This window comes from Ruminococcus sp. MCC718 (assembly GCF_018783905.1).
Lineage (GTDB): Bacteria > Bacillota > Clostridia > Lachnospirales > Lachnospiraceae > Hominisplanchenecus > Hominisplanchenecus faecis.
Genome location: NZ_WQNP01000171.1, coordinates 21141 through 41480 on the forward strand (window position 1 = coordinate 21141; position 20340 = coordinate 41480).

Here is a 20340-nt window from a genome sequence, read left to right on the forward strand (position 1 = left end):
ATAAAAGTGCTTTTGGCCATGACGTTCTTATCCAATGGAAGAAGTGGAACTTTCCGCGGAACGTTTCGAAGAACTGAAACAGGTCTGTTCTTAAAAATCCGTATAAATTTTCTCTTTTCCGGTTATGCTGTCAGCAGAATGCCAAAGCTTGCATATCAGGTTCTGCATTATACAAAATGACAGACCTGGATCAGAAAGGGGATACACTATGGCGGAAAAAGAAAACAGCAAAAGCGAAAACACAGAAACTAAAAAAAATGAGCAGATCAGAGAATACGGTCAGACCAAACTGGAACACAACATTCACCTGCTTTCTGTGATCGGAGAGATCGAAGGACACGAATGCCTTTCCTCCAATACAAAAACTACAAAGTACGAGCACGTCCTTCCTCAGCTTGCTGCCATTGAGGACAGCAGTGATATCCAGGGACTGCTCGTTCTTTTGAATACTGTAGGCGGCGATGTGGAAGCCGGTCTTGCCATCGCAGAAATGATCGCATCAATCAACAAGCCGACTGTTTCTCTGGTACTTGGCGGCAGCCATTCGATCGGTGTGCCGATCGCTGTCTCTACCGATTATTCCTTTATTGTCCCGACCGGAACGATGGTCATCCATCCGGTCCGTATGAATGGAACAATCATTGGAGCCCCACAGACCTATGATTATTTCAAACAGATGCAGAATCGCATTTTAGGCTTTATTTCCGGTCACTGCGAGGCAAAGAGAGAACGTCTCGAAGAACTGATGCTCGATACCGGCATGCTAACAAAAGATCTCGGAACCATTCTGGTCGGAGAACAGGCTGTAAAAGAAGGAATCATCAATCAGATCGGCGGAATCCATGAAGCGATCACAAAACTGCATGAGATGATCCAGCAGAGCCACCAGGAAGCATAAGAAGTTTCCAAAAGAGCAGTTGCTGAAATTCAGGTCAAAGTAGATGCACTTTAATTGCTCTCTTTGCTGTACTGTTCAAAGATCTCGCGGACGTGACCATAAACGCGTCCGCCTTTTGAACTCTGAAATGCCTTAACCAGCTGATTGTTCAGCTCTGTTTTATTCTGGCTTCCGGAGATTGCACGGTAGACTACCGAATAGCTGCTCGGTGCAAGTTTATCCGATTTAACTGCCATCCGCACCTTTTTCCGCCATGCTTCCGGAAGATCCGGAGATGCGGAAGCCTTTGTTTTCCTTCCGGATGTGGCCGGTCTGGTCGGTGCTGCGGATGTCGATGCGACCGATGAGGTCTGTGCTGAAGCGGCATCTGGCTTTTGCTTCCGGACGACCATCTGCGGTGGAATATTTGCCGGAAGCGAGAGTGGAGCCGGAGGCACAATGGATTTCTGGCGGATGATATCGATATTTTTATCACTCCAGAAGTCGATCACGCTGTCATATCCGGTATCGTTCGTGATAATATAAACATGTTCCGGTTTGTCCTTTCCGATCAGGAAACCAAGATAAGTCGAGAGCTGGAAATCCAGATAATTTTTTCCGGTCTTTAAAATCTTAATGTATTCAAAATGAGCAGGAGACTGAGAAAGCTCAATGTGACGCTCAAAAGAAATATTCTTCGTATGCTGACTGTAGAAGACAATCACCGTGTCCTCGGCGGTCAGTTCTTTTACACCCATAAAACCGGTGTCTGTAACATTTTCATAATCAATCAGATATAAATTCATATTATCGCTGCCTTTCCAAACAAAAATTTCGTTATCTTTATTGTAAAAAAGAATGCAGAAACTGTCAAGTGACAGGGTGTGGCTGTTGACGAATATCCGATTGTGTTATATGATAAAAAAATGCGAAAAAATAATTTCTGCAAGTAACCGTCAACCAAATATACAGACTATGCACAGAAATAAGGATAAATGATTCAATGAGAAAATTAGCTTTAAGAGATGAAATTTTATTAAGTATAGAAAAACCTGCCCGTTATATTGGAAATGAAGTAAATGCCGTTATGAAGAGCAGGGACGTGGACATCCGCTTTGCCATGTGCTTCCCGGATGTCTATGAGATCGGTATGTCACATCTCGGTATTCAGATTCTGTATGATATGTTCAACAAACGGGAGGATACCTGGTGTGAGCGTGTCTATTCCCCATGGACCGATCTGGATGCCGTGATGCGCAAGGAACACATTCCGCTGTTTGCCCTGGAGTCCCAGGATCCGATCAAGGATTTTGACTTTCTTGGAATCACGATCCAGTATGAGATGTGTTATACCAACATTTTACAGATTTTGGATCTTTCCGGTATCCCGATGATGGCAGTTGACCGTACCTGGGACGATCCGATCGTGATCGGCGGAGGTCCATGTGCTTACAATCCAGAGCCTCTGGCAGATTTCTTTGATATTTTCTATATCGGAGAAGGCGAAGTCGTTTACGATGAACTGCTGGAACTTTTCAAAAAAGCAAAAAAGGAAGGCTGGAGCCGTGAAGAGTTTCTCCATCAGGCATCACATATTGCCGGTATTTATGTTCCGTCTCTTTATAAAGTATCTTATCACGAGGACGGTACCATTGCAGCCTTTGAACCGGTTTATGATGATGTACCGAAAACCGTCGAAAAACAGATCGTTATGGATGTGACAAATGCTTCTTATCCGAAAACACCGGTTGTTCCGTTTATCAAATGTACACAGGACCGTGTCGTACTGGAGATTCAGCGTGGCTGCATCCGCGGCTGCCGTTTCTGCCAGGCAGGTATGATCTACCGTCCGACCAGAGAGCGTGACCTTGAAATGCTCAAAGAATATGCCTATGCCATGTTAAAGAGTACCGGACACGAAGAAATTTCCTTAAGCTCTTTGAGTTCCAGTGACTACTCAGATCTTGTCGGGATTGTAAATTTCCTGATCGATGAGTTCGAGAAAACAGGTGTAAACATTTCCCTTCCGTCCTTGCGAATCGATGCGTTCTCACTGGACGTTATGAGCAAAGTTCAGGACATCAAAAAAAGCAGCCTGACGTTTGCACCGGAAGCCGGTTCTCAGAGACTGCGTAACGTCATCAACAAAGGACTGACAGAAGAAGTGATTCTGGATGGTGCCGGAAAGGCATTTGACGGCGGCTGGAATAAAGTAAAACTTTATTTTATGCTTGGACTGCCAACGGAAACCGAGGACGATATGAAAGATATCGCACATCTGGCAGATAAGATTGCAAGACGCTATTACGAAATCCCGAAAGACCAGAGAAACGGCAAGTGCCAGATCACGGTCAGCACTTCTTTCTTTGTTCCAAAACCATTTACCCCGTTCCAGTGGGTTCCGATGAACAACCGGGACGAATTTCTCGGAAAAGCCAAGATTGTAAATCAGGAAGTCAAAGACCAGCTGAATCGCAAGAGCATCAAGTACAACTGGCATGAAGCAGATGTCACCGTACTCGAAGGTATTCTGGCAAGAGGTGACCGCCGCCTGGCTCCTGCCATCCTGCGAGCATACGAAAAGGGAGCACTCTACGATGCCTGGGGTGAAAATTTCAAATACAGCCGCTGGAGTGAAGCATTTGATGAATTTCATCTTGATCCGGCTTTTTATACCGAGCGTGAGCGTTCCTACGAAGAAATCCTTCCATGGGATTTCATCAGGATCGGCGTTACCAAGAAATTTTTATGGAAAGAATGGGAACGTGCCCAGAAAGAAGAAGTAACGAAAAACTGTCGTGCCGGCTGTTCCGGATGCGGAGCAAGTGTATTTGGAGGAGGTGTATGTTATGAAGGTAAGAATTAAATTCCGCAAACAGGGTGTCATGAAATTCATCGGTCATCTGGATGTGATGCGTTATTTTCAGAAAGCAATCCGCAGGGCAGACATTGACATCGCCTACACAGAAGGATTCAGCCCGCATATGATCTTATCCTTTGCAGCACCGCTCGGTGTCGGACTGACCAGCAACGGCGAGTATGCCGACATCATGCTGAAGACACCGATTTCATCTGCCGAGGCAGTCAGACGCCTGAACGATGTGATGGTCGAAGGCATGGAGATCGTAAGTTTCCGTGAAATTCCGGATGAAAAGGCAAGCAATGCCATGTCTTTAGTTGCAGAGGCGGACTATACTGTAATATTTCGTGAAGGGATGGAGCCGCCTGCCGGATGGGAAGAAAAGCTTCTGGCATTTTATGAAAAACCTTCCATTCTTGTGACAAAAAAAACAAAGAAAAGCGAACGTGAAATGGATCTGAAGCCGCTGATTTATGAACTTTCTGTCTCTGACGGAAAAATTTTCATGACACTCTCCACCGGAAGTACCGACAACATCAAACCGGAGCTTGTCATGGAAGCATTCTGCCGGGAAATCGGTTATGATCTGCCTGCTTTTGCACTTCTTATCAACCGGGAAGAGGTCTACGCAGAAGGGCATATTTCACTGGAAGATCTGGGAAAAGACATTGGCTAATACACTGATCATCACAAAGAGAGATGAGCAGACCATTTGGATGGCGGCGTTATCCGGCACGCATGCCACAGATCTGCGTATTGCTTCTGCATCCGATGAAAGCACATCGCTTGTCGGAAACATTTATATCGGAAAAGTACGCAAAGTCCAGAAAAACATTGATGCAGCATTTATTGAAATTGCAGACCGACAGCAGTGCTATTTTAATATTGCCGCAAACCCGAATGCCATCTATACAAAAAAAGGCAATTCAAAAAAAATCGCAGAAGGAGATGAACTGCTCGTTCAAGTGATCCGTGATGGCTTAAAGACGAAACTTCCCGCCCTCTCCGGAAACCTCGAACTTCCGGGACAGTATCTTGTGCTGACCGGTAATGACAGTCGCATCGGTATCTCCGGCAAACTTTCACAGAGCACAAAAGAACGCCTGAAAGAATGGATGAAACCATTTGCACGCGAAAAATATGGCTTTATCGTGCGTACAAACGCCGGCGAAGCTTCCAGAGAAGAGATTGAAGCGGAAGCGAAAAAACTGGAAGAACAGTATCTGCATCTTTTAAAAACGGCACCTTATCGGACCTGTTTTTCTGCTTTAAAAACGTCAGAACCGGTCTGGATCGAGATGCTCCGCAATACTTACACTGCAGATCTGACCTCAATCATCACAGACGATCCTCAGATTTATAACTCTCTGGAACATTATCTGAAAGAAAACGATCTGCAGAATCTTTCCAAACTCCGTCTGTATCAGGATGATCTGCTTCCGCTCTACAAGCTCTGCCGCCTGGAACGAGAGATCGATCTGGCGACCTCCAGACAGGTCTGGCTGAAAAGCGGTGGTTATCTGGTGATCGATCCGACGGAAGCACTGACCGTCATTGATGTCAATACCGGTAAATATTCCGGTAAAAAACTGCGGCGTGAAACATTAAAAACAATCAATCTGGAAGCGGCGAAAGAAGCAGCAAGACAGATCCGCCTTCGGAACCTTTCCGGTATCATTCTGATCGATTTCATCAATATGGAAAACAAAGAAGATCAGAAGGAACTGCTTGCATTTCTGGAAAGCCGGCTGTTTGCCGATCCTGTCAAAACAAGACTGATCGATATGACAAAGCTGGAGCTTGTGGAGATCACCCGGAAAAAAGTCTATAAAACTTTAAAAGAGCAGATTGCAGCACTGGAAAGCGAAAAGGAGTCTCTTTCACAGAAAGATTAAAAATAATGAAATATTTTGCAAAAAACAGTTGACGTAAATTCTAAGACATGCTATCATGTAGCAGATGCCGCATAAAGAGGTTTAAATGTCATGCCGCAAGGCAGACTACCATATTTAGCGAGTAATGATAATAGGAGGTGCCATATGTACGCAATTATTGCAACAGGTGGTAAACAGTACAAAGTAGCTGAGGGCGATATCATTAACGTAGAAAAGCTTGGTGCAGAAGCTGGTGAAACAGTAACTTTCGAAAATGTTCTTGCAGTTAGCAATGACGGACTGAAAGTTGGTGCAGATGTAGCTGGTGCAACAGTAACTGCTAGCGTTGTTAAGAATGCAAAAGCAAGAAAAGTTATTGTTTACAAGTACAAGAGAAAGACCGGATATCATAAAAAGAACGGTCACAGACAGCAGTACACTCAGGTTAAGATTGAAAAAATTAACGGTTAATCCATATGATTACAGTTACAATCCATAGATCAAATGACAGTTATGCTGGTTTTAAAGTAGTCGGACATGCCGGTTATGCTGAAGAAGGTTATGATATTATCTGTGCGGCGGTATCCGTACTTGTTGTAAATGCTGTAAATTCGATTGAGACTTTTACAGACGATAAGTTTGCTGCCCGTGAAGATCACGGTATCGTAGAACTGATTTTGGAAGGCAGTGTATCCGATAAAACCACACTTCTGCTTGATTCTATGATTCTTGGTTTGAGAGATATTCAGACACAATACGGTAATGAATTTATACGATTGAAAATCGAGGAGGTGTAGACCATGTTGAAGATGAACCTTCAGGTATTCGCTCATAAAAAAGGTGTTGGTTCTACAAAGAACGGACGTGACTCCGAGTCTAAAAGACTGGGTGCAAAAAGAGCTGACGGACAGTTTGTAAAGGCTGGTAACATTCTTTACAGACAGCGTGGAACAAAGATTCACCCGGGCGTTAATGTTGGACGCGGCGGCGACGATACCCTGTTTGCTTTAGTAGACGGTGTTGTACGTTTTGAGAGAAAAGGCCGTGACAAAAAGCAGGTTTCAATTGTTCCTGTAGAGGCAAAATAATAAGTGGAACATGTGGCTTCAAATCGTGTACGGTTTGAAGCCATTTTTGATATAAAGGAGTATATATGTTTGCAGACAGAGCAAAAATATTTATCCGTTCCGGTAAAGGCGGAGACGGACACGTAAGTTTCCGAAGAGAACTTTTCGTGCCGAACGGCGGTCCGGACGGTGGTGACGGCGGCAAAGGCGGAGATATCATTTTCGAAGTCGATGAAGGACTTAATACCCTGAACGACTACCGGCACAAGGCAAAATACTGTGCTCAGCCGGGAGAAGAAGGCGGTAAAAAACGTTGTCACGGAAAAAATGGTACGGATCTCATTCTGAAAGTTCCGGAAGGAACCCTGATCAAAGATGCAGAATCCGGAAAAGTGATCGCTGACATGTCCGGTGACAACAAACGTCAAATTGTATTAAAAGGTGGACGTGGCGGCAAAGGAAACATGAACTATGCAACGGCTACCATGCAGGTTCCGAAATATGCCCAGCCCGGACAGAGTGCCAAAGAACTCTGGGTACAGCTCGAATTAAAAGTGATCGCAGATGTCGGTCTGGTCGGTTTCCCGAATGTCGGAAAATCAACCTTCCTGTCCCGTGTGACAAATGCAAGACCTAAGATCGCAAATTACCATTTCACAACCTTGAATCCGAATCTTGGCGTTGTAGATCTGGATGGAGGAAAGGGCTTTGTGATCGCGGATATCCCGGGATTGATTGAAGGAGCTTCGGAAGGTGTCGGACTTGGACATGAATTTTTACGCCACATCGAACGTACAAAGGTCATCATCCATGTCGTAGATGCAGCTTCTACAGAAGGCCGTGATCCGGTGGATGATATTTACAAGATCAATGAAGAACTCAAAGCCTATAATCCGAGAATGGCAACTCTGCCGCAGGTGATCGCTGCCAATAAAACCGATGTAATCTATTCTGAGGACGAGGATCCGGTTGAACGCATCCGTGCAGAATTTGAGCCTCAGGGCATGAAAGTATTTTCCATTTCCGCAGTAAGCGGCAAAGGATTAAAGGAACTTTTATACTATGTGCGTGAACTGCTGGATGCACTGCCAAAAGAAGCGGTCGTATTTGAGCAGGAATACGATCCGAACGAGTATAATCCAAATGACAACCTTCCTTATACCGTTGAGAAGTCAGAAGAAGAGGAAAACACTTACGTGGTAGAAGGTCCAAAGATTGAACGTATGCTTGGTTATACGAATCTGGATTCCGAAAAAGGCTTCCAGTTCTTCCAGAACTTCCTCAAAACAACCGGCATTCTCGACGAACTGGAAGCTGCCGGAATTCAGGAGGGCGATACCGTCCGTATGTACGGCCTGAAATTTGATTACTATAAATAAAGATTTGATATGATAAGCGAGGAATATAATTATGACAAGTAAGCAGCGTGCTTATTTAAAAAGTCTGGCTATGACCATGGATCCGATCTTCCAGATCGGCAAGGGAAGCCTGACACCAGAAAACACCAGTGCGATTGCTGAAGCACTGGCAGTACGTGAACTGATCAAGATCAATGTACTGCAAAACTGCATGGACGATCCGAAGGAACTTGCTAGAACCCTGGCAGAACGCACCCATTCACAGGTTGTACAGGTTATCGGCAAAAAAATCGTTCTTTATAAAGAAGGAAAAGACGACAAGAAAAAAATCGAACTTCCACGTTGAGGGGAGGCATTTTCTTGAAGAAAGAAAAAGCAAGAAAAATTGGGATCATGGGAGGAACCTTTGATCCCATCCACATCGGGCATTTGATCCTCGGCGAAAATGCCTGGCATCAGTTTGGGCTGGAGAAAGTACTTTTTATGCCTTCTGCCAATCCGCCTCACAAGCCAAACCGTATCGGCCGTGCGGATATTCAGGAACGTGTTGATATGGTTCGCGGTGCCATTGCAGACAATCCGCATTTTGAACTTTCTCTGGAAGAAGCCTTTCGGGAAGATTACTGTTATACAAGCGAAACTTTGCAGGAAATGACTGTAAAGCATCCGGATACGGAATACTATTTTATTATGGGAGCCGATTCTCTGTTTGCATTTGAAACCTGGCATGAGCCGCAGAAAATCTGTCAGAACTGTGTGATCGTTGCGGCGGTACGAGATCATGTATCGGCAGAACATTTTAAAGAACAGATAGAATATCTCACTCAAAAATATCAGGTGGATATCCGGATCCTTTCCACACCAAATATCGACGTTTCTTCGCACGAGATCCGGGAATGGATCCGAAAAGCGAATACTTCCCTGAAATATTATGTACCGGATAAAGTCATTTCGTATATTAAAGAAAAAAATCTGTATAGTGAGTGTAAAGAATGACAAATAGATATGATCTGATAAAAATACAGGAAAAACTGCAGAAGAAATTAACACCGGATCGCTATCAGCATACGCTTGGAGTCATGTATACCTGTGCAGCCCTGGCTATGTGCCACGGCTGTAATCTGGAGCGTGCGATGGTTGCCGGACTTTTGCACGACTGTGCAAAATGTATACCAAACGATAAAAAGATAAGCATCTGCGAAAAAAATAACATTGCTATCACAGAAGCAGAACGGAAAAATCCTTCGCTGCTTCATGCAAAAGCCGGTGTATTTCTTGCAAAATCCAAATATGACATTGAAGATGAGGATATTCTGGATGCGATTAGATATCATACAACCGGAAATGTCGATATGACACTTCTCCAGAAAATTACTTATCTTGCCGATTATATAGAACCATGGCGAAACAAGGCAACCAATCTGCCTGCGATACGTGAAGCTGCATTTCAGGATCTTGACAAGGCATTGTATATGGTACTTCATGATACACTTCAGTATCTTGAAACAATCCATGCCGAAGTCGATTCGACAACACAGCAGGCATATGAATTTTACAGACAACTGCAGGAAGAAAAACAGGATTGAGTGAGTTAAAGCTCAGAAAGGAGTACCCACATATGGAATCAAGAGAACTTGCAAAACAGATTTGTGAAGCTCTGGCTGATAAAAAAGGAGAAGATATTAAGATCCTTAATATCTCAGAAGTTACTGTACTTGCTGATTACTTCATCATCGCAAGCGGCTCAAACAGAAATCAGGTCCAGGCTATGGCAGATAATGTAGAAGAAACACTTGGAAAGCTTGGTCATGAGCCAAAACAGATCGAGGGCTATCAGAGCGGCAACTGGATCCTGATGGATTATCAGGATGTCATTGTCCATATCTTTGATAATGAAAACCGTCTGTTCTACGATTTGGAACGTATCTGGCGTGACGGCAAAAGCCTGACGGTGGAAGAACTGTAAAAATTATAAAGGTATAGAGTAGTAAGAGATTAAAACAATATGCTTTTTATTCTCAATATTATAAAGAATAATCATGCTCAGGGCGAGAATACCAAAGAAAGTATTTTCGCCCTGTTTTGTTTACAGTTATTTATTTCGAGTCGAATGCACGTAAAGCCTCGCATGCGATTCTCTCAGAGCATTTATATTAATCTAAGATTACGTTTAAGAAAAGAAACGAAATACTCCAATTACTTTTCCAAGAATATGAACGTCTTTCTCCTCGACAACAATCGGATCCATGGTATCGTTTTCCGGCTGAAGACGAATATGACCATTCTCGTGATAAAATGTTTTTACCGTCGCAGAATCATCAATCAAAGCTGCAACCATCTCGCCGTTTTCTGCGGTATCCTGCTGTTTGACAAGAATATGATCCCCTGAGAGCACACCGGCATTGATCATACTTTCTCCTTTTACCTCCAGTAAAAATGTCTGTGCATTCGGGAGGTATTCGGAAGGGATCGGGAAATAAGATTCAATATTCTCCACTGCCAGAAGCGGAGAACCGGCTGCGATCTTACCGACAATCGGGACATTCACCATTTCTTTTCTTAATAGCTGGAAACTGTCATCCAGAATCTCAATCGCTCTCGGCTTGGTCGGATCACGTCTGATATATCCCTTTCTTTCCAGAGACTCCAGGTGGGAATGTACAGACGAAGTAGATTTTAAATGAACTGCCTCGCAGATCTCACGCACTGCAGGCGGAAATCCTCGCTTTAAAATTTCTGATTTTATGTATTCTAATATTTCTTTCTGTTTTGCAGTAATAGTACCATCTGCCATATCTATCCTCCAATCTGTCTGAATATGCGACAGGACTTCAATTCCACTGTTTTTGTAAACGGTTAAGTACCTTCGCCAAATCATCACTGTTTTCTTTTATCATAACACAGGACTTTAAAAAAAGCAAACAAATATTCTCGAAAATATGTTCGTTTTTATATTGACAAACGTACGTTCCCGTAATATAATGATGTTAATCAAGAACAAACGTTCCTTGTTTTCAAAAACGATTGCTCTATATTCAGACAGAAGATCACACGACAGACAAACCACGAAAAGGAGAGAGACTATGACAGAAAAAAGTATGATTATGAATCGAAAAAGGAACCGGAAACAGTGTATGGTAAAAAGATATTCCTGCCTGTTTACAGCAATCTTAATAACCTTTCTGATCCTTGCTGTATCTTTAAGTATCTGTTTTACGGTAAATGCAGATCAGGAAAAGCCTAAAAGACATGCTTACAAGTATTACACAGACATCGTGATCCAGAAGGGGGAAAGCCTGTGGGATATCGCCAATGAGCATATGACAGAGGAATATGATTCTCCGAAAACCTATATCAAAGAAGTAAAAAGCATCAATTCCCTTACCGATGTCGATAAGATCTATGCCGGGCAGCGTATTGTCATTCCATATTATTCTACTGAATTAAAATAGCAGCTTTTTACTCATGCAAAACCATATTTTTTGTGTTATACTGTAACGAGAATTTTTGATCTTAATAATATGAACAAAATAAGATGAAAGGAAAATTTAACTATGAGACAGGAAAAATTCAAGATGGAACGTCCAAATCTGGTACAGATTGGAGATCATGTTGAAATAACTGAAATTCAGACGAATATGAATTTTAGTTACATTATAGAACCGGCTGTAGCGATGTCTGGATGTTTTAAAAATGCAAACCGCATCAAAGCACGTGAAGGTGTGATCGTCAACATTGAGCATACACCAAGAGGATTTATGGTAACCGCAGAATTTGAAGAATAAATAAAAGTGGAAGGCAATTCCTGAACAGTATAAATAGTAATACAAGAAGAAATGGAATAAATAATAAATAATAGAAAATAAATAACCGAAGAAATACATTTTATTATAGAAAACAGCGTAAATCAATATAAAAGGACGATTGCGGTGCTTTTCTATAAAATTTGGTCAATCTATTTGAAAAACTTGTGTTTGTCGTATAGATTAAAGCCGCTTCTTTTAGCACATTTCATTCGATTTATCTGTGTTTTTGCTTCAAAATATTTTTATCATTATTATTTATTTTTATGTATTCATTTATTTTTTAATGCTAACCACTCTGCACACTGCTGTTATCTCGAAGCATATAATTTTTACAGAAAGAAGGATTCCCTGTGGCTGCTAACATAACTTATCACGAACAAACCGACATGGACAATATCCGCAAACTTCGTGAAGTTTTGAAAACTTTACCTGCTTTTGCAAAGGATTATTTTCGTGCCATTGAACCTACAACTTCCACAAAAACCCGCATTTCTTATGCCTATGATATCCGGATTTTTTTCCAGTTTCTGATATCTCAGAATCCGTCTCTTGCAAAAATCGGGATTCCGAACTTAAACGTTTCCGTACTGGATCAGTTAAAACCGATCGATATTGAAGAATATATGGAATATCTGAAGCTCTATGACAGTCCGAATGACCAGATGACAATCACAAACGGGGAACGTGGATTAAAGCGAAAAATTTCTTCTCTTCGAAGCTTTTATACTTACTATTATAAAAGACAGGCAATCGAGACCAATCCGGTCCAGCTGGTCGATATGCCAAAGATCCATGACAAAGCCATTATCCGCCTCGACGCCGGTGAAACGGCTGCACTGTTGGATTATATTGAACACTGCGGTGATCAGCTCACCGGTCAGCGAAAAGCTTATTACGAAAAAACAAAACTGCGTGATCTTGCCATTGTCACTCTCCTGCTTGGTACCGGTATCCGTGTATCTGAATGTGTCGGACTGGATGTGGAAGACATTGACTTCCGTAACAACGGTATTCGCCTCATACGCAAAGGCGGTTCTGAGATGGTAGTCTATTTTGGCCCTGAAGTGGAAAAAGCTTTAAAAGACTATTTAGAGGCACGTAAAGCGATTTCCCCACTGGAAGGACACGAGCACGCTCTCTTCTACTCTACCCAGCGAAAACGTATCGGCGTTCAGGCGGTGGAAAATCTGGTCAAAAAATATGCCCGTGCCATCACAACTACAAAAAAAATCACACCACACAAACTGAGAAGTACTTATGGTACCACTTTATATCAGGAAACAGGAGACATTTATCTGGTTGCCGATGTGCTCGGGCACAAAGATGTGAACACCACCAAAAAGCATTATGCTGCCATGGATGATGCCAGAAGAAGAAAAGCTGCCACTGCAATCCGCCTTCGTGAAGACTAATACTTGTGGACGCAAGAGACGATAATGTAGTATCAAATTAAAAATCTCCGTTGTCTTTTATGTGGGTCTAGCAAACCACATAAAAGACAACGGAGGTATCCATGGATAATCAAAGTTTAGCAAATTGCTGAATAGTTACTGTTTTTTTAACCGGTTACTGTAATTCTATCAGTCCAGTTTCTTTCCGGTCAGCATTTCATATCCCTGCAGATATTTTTCAATTGTTTTGTCTACGATCTCCTGCGGAAGTGTCCAGTCATTGTCTGGATTTTCTTTTAACCAGTCACGTGCAAACTGTTTATCAAAAGACGGCTGTCCATGTCCTGGTTCATATCCTTCGGCAGGCCAGAAACGTGAGCTGTCCGGTGTCAGCATTTCATCACCAATTGTAATATTTCCGTTCTCATCCAGTCCAAATTCAAATTTCGTATCTGCGATGATAATTCCTTTTTCCAGAGCATAAGCTGCACATTTCTTATACAATGTGATCGTATAATCACGAAGTTTCTCTGCATATTCTTTTCCTTTTCCAGGATAATATTTCTCCAGGTGCTCTACACTCTGTTCAAAAGAGATGTTTTCATCGTGATCTCCAATCTCAGCCTTTGTGGACGGTGTATAGATTGGTTCAGGCAGTTTATCAGACTCTTTCAGACCTTCCGGAAGCTCAATGCCACATACTTTTCCTGTTTTTTTGTAGCTTTCCCAGCCGCTTCCTGTAATATAACCACGTACAATACATTCCAGTGGAAGCATATCAAGTTTACGGCACATCATGCTGTTTCCATCAAACTGATCCTGCTGAAAATATTCCGGCATATCTTTTACGTCTGTAGATATCATATGATTTGGCAAAATATCTTCTGTCATTTCAAACCAGAATTTAGACATCTGTGTAAGAACCGTTCCTTTTTTTGTAACTACGTTGTTCAAGATTACATCAAAACAACTGATACGATCTGTAGCTACCATGATCAGACTGTCACCATTGTCATAAATCTCGCGTACTTTACCTTCTTTTATCGGTTTCATTTCCTGCATAATCCATACCTCGCCATATTCTTATTGTATTTACAAATAATTCCGGTACAAACGTACCACCTTTTACCCCTGATTGTCAAGAGTCAAATTTCTTCTTTTCCATTCTTTTCGCTCTTAATCATAGTATTTTCCTTCTTTTTTACCTTCGTATTTGAACCTTTAGTTCTTTTTATTTACACTTTTAGTTCATGTATAGATATTCTTTTTATCGTTAAAATAGAAAAGATAATGTAATTATCCTGCTGATCACAATAATGGACAATACAGCAGAAAACAATCGCAGGTTATCTGCTATTTTTTACAAAGGGGATTAGAGGTATGTTAGATTTGTATACTATGAGCGAACGTATCCGTCAAGCACGTGAGGATATGGGCTATACAAGAGAAACTTTTTCTGAAATGGCGAATATAACACCTCGTTTCTGTTATGATATTGAATCCGGAAAGAAGGGCGTATCCATTGATACTCTGAAAAACATCTGTGAGGCACTGAATCTTTCTGCTGATCATTTGCTTGACCTGAAGCCACTGGATACAGATGCTTATGATTATACGATTTTTCACGTTTTGATGGAGCAGTGTCCGAATTCTTATCGCGATGGTCTTTACCGGGTTATGTCCGCATATGTCCAGTCTGTTTCAGAAGCATTGAAAAAAGAAGGTTCCTGATACGTTTTTCTTCGTATCATGAAATCTTCTTTTTCTTTCTGCTTTTCTTGTGTTTTTTATTTTTGACAAATCCAGTCTGATCTACATCAGTTCTTTTGAATCCACAATCACCGTGAATGGTCCGTCATTCAGCAGTTCTACTTTCATATCTGCTCCAAAGCTTCCCGTCTCAACAACCGGTATCTGCTTTTTACATTCTGCAATGATATACTCATACAATGCATTCGCCTCTTCCGGATTCTTTGCCTCAATAAAACTTGGGCGATTTCCTTTTTTACAGTTTGCATAAAGCGTAAACTGAGAAATGAGCAAAAGCTCACCATCCACATCTTTTAAAGCCAGATTGGTCTTTCCATCCTGATCTTCAAAGATACGAAGGCCGCACATTTTCCGCACCAGAAGATCTGCTTCTTTTTTTCCGTCTTCTGCTCCGATACCAATCAGTACCAGAAAACCCTTGTTGATCTTTCCGATAACAGCTCCATCTACGGAAACACTTGCTCTGGAAACTCTCTGTATAACAAACTTCATATGTATTTTATCCTTTTATTTTTTCTTTTAATGCAACAAAGTCTTTGATAAGCTGAACCGTTCCGTCAATACCGCATACTCCACTGTCTATGCACATATTGTAACTGGAACCGTCTCCCCACTTTTTATCCGAATAGTAGTTGTAGTAGCTGGCACGCTTTTTATCAGTTTTTAGAATCTGATCACGTGCTTTTGCTTCTGTCAATGCATATTTTGATGCTATACGCTTGATACGTTTATCCATATCGGCATGCACAAAAATGCTGATGCAGTTATCAAAATCTGCCAGTGCATAGTCCGCACAACGGCCGATCATAACACAGGAACCTTCCTTTGCAATCTGTTTGATTGCATTGAACTGAGCCAGAAAAACCTTATAATTTAAAGGCATTTCGGTATATCCGGATGCTGCCCCGTTCATGGAATATGTATCCATTACAAGGGAATATAGAAAACTGTTCGTCGGCCTTTCATCGTGATGCTCAAACAATTCCTGGCAGATTCCGCTCTCTTTTGCAGCACGGTCGAGAAGTTCCTTATCATAACATTTTATTCCAAGTTCTTTTGCCAGTTTCTGGCCAATCTCATGTCCGCCGCTTCCATACTGTCGTCCGATCGTAATAATTGATTTACATGTCATATAGAACCACCCTTTCTTTCTGGCAGATAAAATCTGCCGTATTTCTTCTCCTTATAAGAGTGATTATACATCATTGAGTAGACAATTTACAAGCATTTTTTGAATCTTACAAACAATTTCTGCATTTTCTGTACTTTATGGAAGTTTATGAAGCAACTCCTCAAAATATGCCGGCAACGGAGCTGAAAACTCCATATATCCTCCGGTAGACGGATGAATAAACCCGATGGTCATCGCATGAAGTGTCTGTCCTTGCAGTTTATAAGGTGATTTTGCCGGACCGTATACCGAATCTCCGAGAAGCGGATGCTGTAGAGAAGCCATATGAACACGAATCTGATGTGTACGGCCGGTTTCCAGCTCACATTCAATATACGTGAACTGTCGGAAACGTTTTAATACCTTAAAATGCGTCACCGCCCGTTTTCCATTCTGCTCATTGATCGCCATCTTCTTTCGATCGGTGGGATTTCTTCCGATCGGTGCATCGATCACACCGGAATCTTCTTTAATCACACCATGTACAATGGCACGGTAACATCTATGGATAGAATGTTCTTTTAATTGTGCTGCAATCACTTTGTGTGCCATATCCGTTTTGCAGACGATCAAAGAGCCTGTGGTATCCATATCAATTCGATGCACAATACCGGGACGCAATACCCCATTGATTCCGGAAAGACTGTCCTTACAATGATACATCAGTGCATTGACCAGTGTTCCGCTGTAATGACCATGAGCCGGATGTACCACCATGCCTTTCGGCTTGTTTACCACAAGGAGATCCTGATCTTCATACAGAATATCCAGCGGAATGTTTTCCGGAACAATATCCGGCTTCTGGGCATCCGGGATTGTAAGTGCGATTTCTTCTTCTCCGGTAATGCGGTAACTCGCCTTGATCGGCGTGTTCTGAATCTGTATCTGATCGTCCTTGAAAAGTTTCTGAAAGAAGCTCCTTGAATACTGCGGAAGCTGAACTGCCAGATATTTATCTGCACGCTCACCAATCGATTCTTCTTCCGGTAATAATATCAGTTCCTGCATAGTTTCTCCTGCAATCTGATTTACGCTTTTTCTGATCCGTGCAGTTTCAGAAAATGAAAATCATCATCCTTATAAATTGTCAGTATCAATATAAACAATACAACCATAGCGACCGTCACATAAATATCTGCAACATTGAAGATTGGAAAATCAATCAACGAAAAATACAGAAAATCAATGACATAGCCGTTAAGCAACCGGTCGATCATATTTCCGATCGCACCTGCCGCAATAAAAACAGCCAGCACTGCAAGCGGACGGTAATGTGCTTCCTTCGGAAAACGGATGAAGCACCATAAAAGTACTGCGAGCACAAAAATAACAATCAGTATAAAGAACCATCTCTGATTTTGCAGTGCTCCAAAAGCCGCTCCTCTGTTTTCAAGATACTGCAGTTCAAAAACACCCGGAATCAGCGAAAATGCTTCTTTTCCTTTTAAACATTTTACCGCAGCAAATTTTGTGACCTGGTCTATAAGAACAAGCAGAAACAGCGAGACAACTGCAACAATAGTCCGATATCCTTTTTTCATAATCTTAACCTTTCTCTGTTACAGAAGCGTGATATTTTCAAGATATTTTACCGCATCTTCCATCTCCTGATCGGTAACACTTCTGTCAATACAGGCATCTCCAATACTGTTTAACAAAATAAATTTTACTTTTCCGGCTTCCATTTTTTTATCAGAACGTGTTGTTGCCACAACCTCTTCCGGTGTCACTCCTTCAACAGATACCGGAAGACCAAAAGCGATATTCGCTTCTTTGATCGCAGTCAGCTCTGCTTCTGTTATCTGTCCACGCCTCATGGAAAGATAGGAAGCAGCCAGACTTCCAAGTGCTACACATTGTCCATGCATCAAAGAGAAGTTTTTTAGCTTTTCAATGGCATGTCCAAGTGTATGTCCAAAATTCAAAAGTGCACGATCTCCCTTTTCTGTCGGATCTTTCTCTACTACATCACGTTTGATCTCACAGCTTCTGGAGATCATTTCTTCCAGAACTTCCAAACTGCGTTCCATTATTTCCTGTCTGTGACAGATTGTCCACTCATAATATCCCTGATCTTTGATCAGGCCATGTTTTAAGATTTCTCCCATGCCACAGGCAAACTGTTCGTCTGTCAGCGTCTTCAGGGCAGACAGATTCATATACACCAGTTTTGGCTGATGAAAGGCTCCGACCATATTTTTATAACAGTTAAAGTCCACGCCTGTCTTACCGCCAATGCTGCTGTCCACCTGTGAGAGCAGTGTTGTCGGAATTTGAACAAAATCAACGCCTCGAAGATAAGTCGCTGCAGTGAAACCGGCCAGATCCCCAACAACGCCTCCTCCAAGAGCAACCAGCATATCTTTTCGTTCAAAATGATGCAGGATCAGATGCTCATACAAATCCTGCACAGTATTGAGATTTTTGTTTTCTTCTCCTGCCCGAAAAACAAAGCGGGTAACTTCCTTTGCACAGGATGCAAGAATTTCTTCTACCTGATCTCCGTAATATTGATCCACGGTAGAATCGGTAACAATACATAACCTTCGGTTTTCCGGCTTACAAACCTTCAAACGCTCTGCAAGCATCCCAAAATCTTTTTCAAGATAAATTTCATAGGCAAAAATCCCATCTTTTTTAACCGGTATCTGTGTGCGGTATTTTGTAGTATCCATTGTTTTTACCTCCTGTTCCATTCATCGAATACATGCGGAATCCGATTTTCCAGAATCGCTGAGCTGTTTAAACATATTTTTCAAGTTTTACAAGGTAACGTCCCTTTTTGGTCTGTGAAAGTATGCCTTCGTATACAAATCTTCCCATACCTCTGGCTGATATCAGATCATTCTCTTTTACATGATATCCATTTGAAGTAATGCATTTTCCATTTACAAAAACGCGGCCATCTTCAATCATTCCGACCAGACTGCTTCTGGAAGTTTTCCATGCTAGGGCAAGCAGAGTATCCAGACGTACAGAAGCAACCGTTCCTTCTATTTTTTCCGTACGCAGTGGGATTTCTTTTCTTTCTCCCTCAAACACCTGACATAAAACCGTTGTATGCCGGATCCGTGTCAGGTTATCACACAGAAAATCTGCTATTTTCTGCATACAGAAAAGATAGGCACATTCCTCGTCAATCAGGATATCACCGGTAACCGAACGGTCTATGCCCAGATTCAAGATGGCTCCAAGATAATCTCTGTGTGAAAGTTTCTCTGCAAATTTCAGATTCAGGGGCCTGATCTGAAGACATACGATTGGAAATGGTATAGCATCTTCATCCGAATCGCCTTTTTGCGAAAAATCATAACGAAAATAAAGAGCATCAGGGATAAACGCTGCCAACTGACGCTCTGCTTTTGCATAACCGCCGAAAAGTTTCCATCGAACAAATGGAATCTTTCCGACCGTGCTGTGAAAAATATTTAATTCATTCAGATTCATAAAATCTGTGTAAGTGATGATTCCTCTTCGATCTGCCAGATTTGCCAGATCCAGGATACGCTGCCTTGTGCGTTCCTCCATCTTATCCATTTACTTTCTCCTAAAACTTGTTTCCAAGAGACGGCATATCAACACCATTCAAAATTTCCTGAAAATCTCCGGAAACTTCCACACCGGATGGCGTAATGATAAAAATAAAATTGCTGACTTTCTGAAGATTACCGTCGATTGCATAGCAGGAACCAGATGAAAAATCAATGATTCTCTGTGCAATATCAACATCAAGACCTTCCATATTCAGTACAACTGTGCAATTTGCAAGCAGTGTATCGGTAATCTCTCTTGTGTCTTCCATAGAACGCGGTTTGATTACACATACTTCCATTCCGGCAACGGATTTTTTTGTCGTACGCATCTGAGAAATCTTACCGGAGTTGCTGGTCTTTGCAGATGATGTACTGTACGGACGAGGAGAAGAAGTGCTTCCGGATTTCTGGAAAGATTTTGCCTTGCTCTTTTCTTTTCCGGAAGGCACTTTCTCATCCATATCCAGATCACCTAAATCGTCTTCTTCATTCTGCTTTTTGAAGAATCTCTTTTTTGGAGCTTCTTCTTCGAAATCATCCATTTCGTCATCCAGAAAGTCATCGTCATCAAATCCATCATTGTCATTCAGTTTCATGGCATTTAAGAATCTATCTAATACTCCCATTTTGTTC

Annotated in this window: 26 protein-coding genes; 16 read left to right on the forward strand and 10 right to left on the reverse strand. The window is 41.9% G+C overall.

What is annotated here, in order from left to right:
- The first annotated feature begins 208 nt into the window (after positions 1 to 208).
- Positions 209 to 898, forward strand: a complete 690-nt coding sequence (locus GPK60_RS13810) for an ATP-dependent Clp protease proteolytic subunit (protein ID WP_173866502.1) — start codon at positions 209 to 211, stop codon at positions 896 to 898.
- Positions 899 to 948: 50 nt separating this feature from the next.
- Here GPK60_RS13810 and GPK60_RS13815 read toward each other — a convergent pair whose 3' ends face one another.
- Positions 949 to 1683, reverse strand: coding sequence for a PIN domain-containing protein (locus GPK60_RS13815; protein ID WP_147631493.1), 735 nt, complete (start codon positions 1681 to 1683; stop codon positions 949 to 951).
- Positions 1684 to 1880: 197 nt separating this feature from the next.
- Here GPK60_RS13815 and GPK60_RS13820 point away from each other — a divergent pair, with 197 nt between their 5' ends.
- From GPK60_RS13820 to rsfS, 11 genes are all read left to right on the forward strand, one after another.
- Positions 1881 to 3743, forward strand: coding sequence for a TIGR03960 family B12-binding radical SAM protein (locus tag GPK60_RS13820; protein ID WP_215660774.1), 1863 nt, complete (start codon positions 1881 to 1883; stop codon positions 3741 to 3743).
- Complete coding sequence (locus GPK60_RS13825) at positions 3727 to 4413, forward strand: TIGR03936 family radical SAM-associated protein (RefSeq protein ID WP_147631491.1); 687 nt, start codon at positions 3727 to 3729, stop codon at positions 4411 to 4413. The genes GPK60_RS13820 and GPK60_RS13825 overlap by 17 nt, the downstream gene beginning before the upstream one ends.
- A complete protein-coding gene (locus tag GPK60_RS13830; protein WP_252191415.1) occupies positions 4406 to 5632 on the forward strand; it encodes a ribonuclease E/G in 1227 nt (408 codons plus the stop codon). The genes GPK60_RS13825 and GPK60_RS13830 overlap by 8 nt, the downstream gene beginning before the upstream one ends.
- A gap of 144 nt (positions 5633 to 5776) precedes the next feature.
- Entirely contained in the window at positions 5777 to 6082 is a 306-nt protein-coding gene (gene rplU / locus GPK60_RS13835) for a 50S ribosomal protein L21 (protein ID WP_022119748.1), read from the forward strand.
- Between the two features lie 5 nt (positions 6083 to 6087).
- Positions 6088 to 6408 carry a ribosomal-processing cysteine protease Prp gene (locus GPK60_RS13840; RefSeq protein WP_022119749.1) on the forward strand — a complete coding sequence of 107 codons (321 nt, stop codon included), beginning with the start codon at positions 6088 to 6090 and terminating at the stop codon, positions 6406 to 6408.
- A gap of 3 nt (positions 6409 to 6411) precedes the next feature.
- Positions 6412 to 6699 (forward strand): 50S ribosomal protein L27, encoded by a 288-nt coding sequence (rpmA, locus tag GPK60_RS13845; RefSeq protein WP_022119750.1) that lies wholly within the window; start codon positions 6412 to 6414, stop codon positions 6697 to 6699.
- Between the two features lie 65 nt (positions 6700 to 6764).
- Positions 6765 to 8057 carry a GTPase ObgE gene (gene obgE / locus GPK60_RS13850; protein ID WP_022119751.1) on the forward strand — a complete coding sequence of 431 codons (1293 nt, stop codon included), beginning with the start codon at positions 6765 to 6767 and terminating at the stop codon, positions 8055 to 8057.
- A 31-nt stretch (positions 8058 to 8088) separates the two neighbouring features.
- Positions 8089 to 8382 (forward strand): ribosome assembly RNA-binding protein YhbY, encoded by a 294-nt coding sequence (gene yhbY, locus GPK60_RS13855; protein WP_022119752.1) that lies wholly within the window; start codon positions 8089 to 8091, stop codon positions 8380 to 8382.
- Between the two features lie 14 nt (positions 8383 to 8396).
- Positions 8397 to 9032: a nicotinate-nucleotide adenylyltransferase gene (gene nadD, locus GPK60_RS13860; protein ID WP_022119753.1), complete on the forward strand. Its 636-nt coding sequence runs from the start codon at positions 8397 to 8399 to the stop codon at positions 9030 to 9032.
- Positions 9029 to 9622 (forward strand): bis(5'-nucleosyl)-tetraphosphatase (symmetrical) YqeK, encoded by a 594-nt coding sequence (yqeK, locus tag GPK60_RS13865; RefSeq protein WP_022119754.1) that lies wholly within the window; start codon positions 9029 to 9031, stop codon positions 9620 to 9622. The genes nadD and yqeK overlap by 4 nt, the downstream gene beginning before the upstream one ends.
- 32 nt (positions 9623 to 9654) lie before the next feature.
- Positions 9655 to 10002, forward strand: coding sequence for a ribosome silencing factor (gene rsfS, locus GPK60_RS13870; RefSeq protein ID WP_022119755.1), 348 nt, complete (start codon positions 9655 to 9657; stop codon positions 10000 to 10002).
- A 204-nt stretch (positions 10003 to 10206) separates the two neighbouring features.
- Here rsfS and lexA read toward each other — a convergent pair whose 3' ends face one another.
- On the reverse strand, positions 10207 to 10830 hold the full coding sequence (gene lexA / locus GPK60_RS13875) for a transcriptional repressor LexA (protein ID WP_022119756.1): 624 nt from the start codon (positions 10828 to 10830) through the stop codon (positions 10207 to 10209).
- A gap of 340 nt (positions 10831 to 11170) precedes the next feature.
- On the opposite strand from lexA, the gene GPK60_RS13880 reads away from it, so the two are divergent.
- The 3 genes from GPK60_RS13880 (at position 11171) to GPK60_RS13890 (ending at position 13254) form a co-directional block, all read left to right on the forward strand.
- Entirely contained in the window at positions 11171 to 11488 is a 318-nt protein-coding gene (locus tag GPK60_RS13880) for a LysM peptidoglycan-binding domain-containing protein (protein WP_147631664.1), read from the forward strand.
- A gap of 102 nt (positions 11489 to 11590) precedes the next feature.
- Entirely contained in the window at positions 11591 to 11821 is a 231-nt protein-coding gene (locus GPK60_RS13885) for a hypothetical protein (RefSeq protein ID WP_022119758.1), read from the forward strand.
- Positions 11822 to 12228: 407 nt separating this feature from the next.
- A complete protein-coding gene (locus tag GPK60_RS13890) occupies positions 12229 to 13254 on the forward strand; it encodes a tyrosine-type recombinase/integrase (RefSeq protein WP_179963775.1) in 1026 nt (341 codons plus the stop codon).
- 168 nt (positions 13255 to 13422) lie between these two features.
- On the opposite strand, the gene GPK60_RS13895 is transcribed toward GPK60_RS13890, so the two are convergent.
- Positions 13423 to 14295, reverse strand: coding sequence for a phosphoribosylaminoimidazolesuccinocarboxamide synthase (locus GPK60_RS13895; RefSeq protein ID WP_022119760.1), 873 nt, complete (start codon positions 14293 to 14295; stop codon positions 13423 to 13425).
- 318 nt (positions 14296 to 14613) lie between these two features.
- Here GPK60_RS13895 and GPK60_RS13900 point away from each other — a divergent pair, with 318 nt between their 5' ends.
- Positions 14614 to 14964 (forward strand): helix-turn-helix transcriptional regulator, encoded by a 351-nt coding sequence (locus tag GPK60_RS13900; protein WP_215660777.1) that lies wholly within the window; start codon positions 14614 to 14616, stop codon positions 14962 to 14964.
- Between the two features lie 81 nt (positions 14965 to 15045).
- Here GPK60_RS13900 and dtd read toward each other — a convergent pair whose 3' ends face one another.
- The 7 genes from dtd to GPK60_RS13935 form a co-directional block, all read right to left on the reverse strand.
- The gene (gene dtd, locus GPK60_RS13905) at positions 15046 to 15495 is read right to left on the reverse strand and encodes a D-aminoacyl-tRNA deacylase (protein WP_022119762.1); all 450 of its coding nucleotides are present in this window, start codon (positions 15493 to 15495) and stop codon (positions 15046 to 15048) included.
- A 7-nt stretch (positions 15496 to 15502) separates the two neighbouring features.
- Positions 15503 to 16135, reverse strand: coding sequence for a cytidylate kinase-like family protein (locus GPK60_RS13910; protein WP_173865614.1), 633 nt, complete (start codon positions 16133 to 16135; stop codon positions 15503 to 15505).
- Between the two features lie 135 nt (positions 16136 to 16270).
- Positions 16271 to 17182: an RluA family pseudouridine synthase gene (locus tag GPK60_RS13915; RefSeq protein WP_022119764.1), complete on the reverse strand. Its 912-nt coding sequence runs from the start codon at positions 17180 to 17182 to the stop codon at positions 16271 to 16273.
- Between the two features lie 20 nt (positions 17183 to 17202).
- Positions 17203 to 17715 carry a signal peptidase II gene (gene lspA / locus GPK60_RS13920; protein ID WP_022119765.1) on the reverse strand — a complete coding sequence of 171 codons (513 nt, stop codon included), beginning with the start codon at positions 17713 to 17715 and terminating at the stop codon, positions 17203 to 17205.
- Positions 17716 to 17733: 18 nt separating this feature from the next.
- Entirely contained in the window at positions 17734 to 18849 is a 1116-nt protein-coding gene (gene aroB / locus GPK60_RS13925; protein ID WP_147631486.1) for a 3-dehydroquinate synthase, read from the reverse strand.
- Between the two features lie 67 nt (positions 18850 to 18916).
- Positions 18917 to 19711: a YlmH/Sll1252 family protein gene (locus GPK60_RS13930; RefSeq protein WP_215660780.1), complete on the reverse strand. Its 795-nt coding sequence runs from the start codon at positions 19709 to 19711 to the stop codon at positions 18917 to 18919.
- A 10-nt stretch (positions 19712 to 19721) separates the two neighbouring features.
- Positions 19722 to 20333 carry a cell division protein SepF gene (locus GPK60_RS13935; RefSeq protein ID WP_022119768.1) on the reverse strand — a complete coding sequence of 204 codons (612 nt, stop codon included), beginning with the start codon at positions 20331 to 20333 and terminating at the stop codon, positions 19722 to 19724.
- Positions 20334 to 20340: the final 7 nt, after the last annotated feature.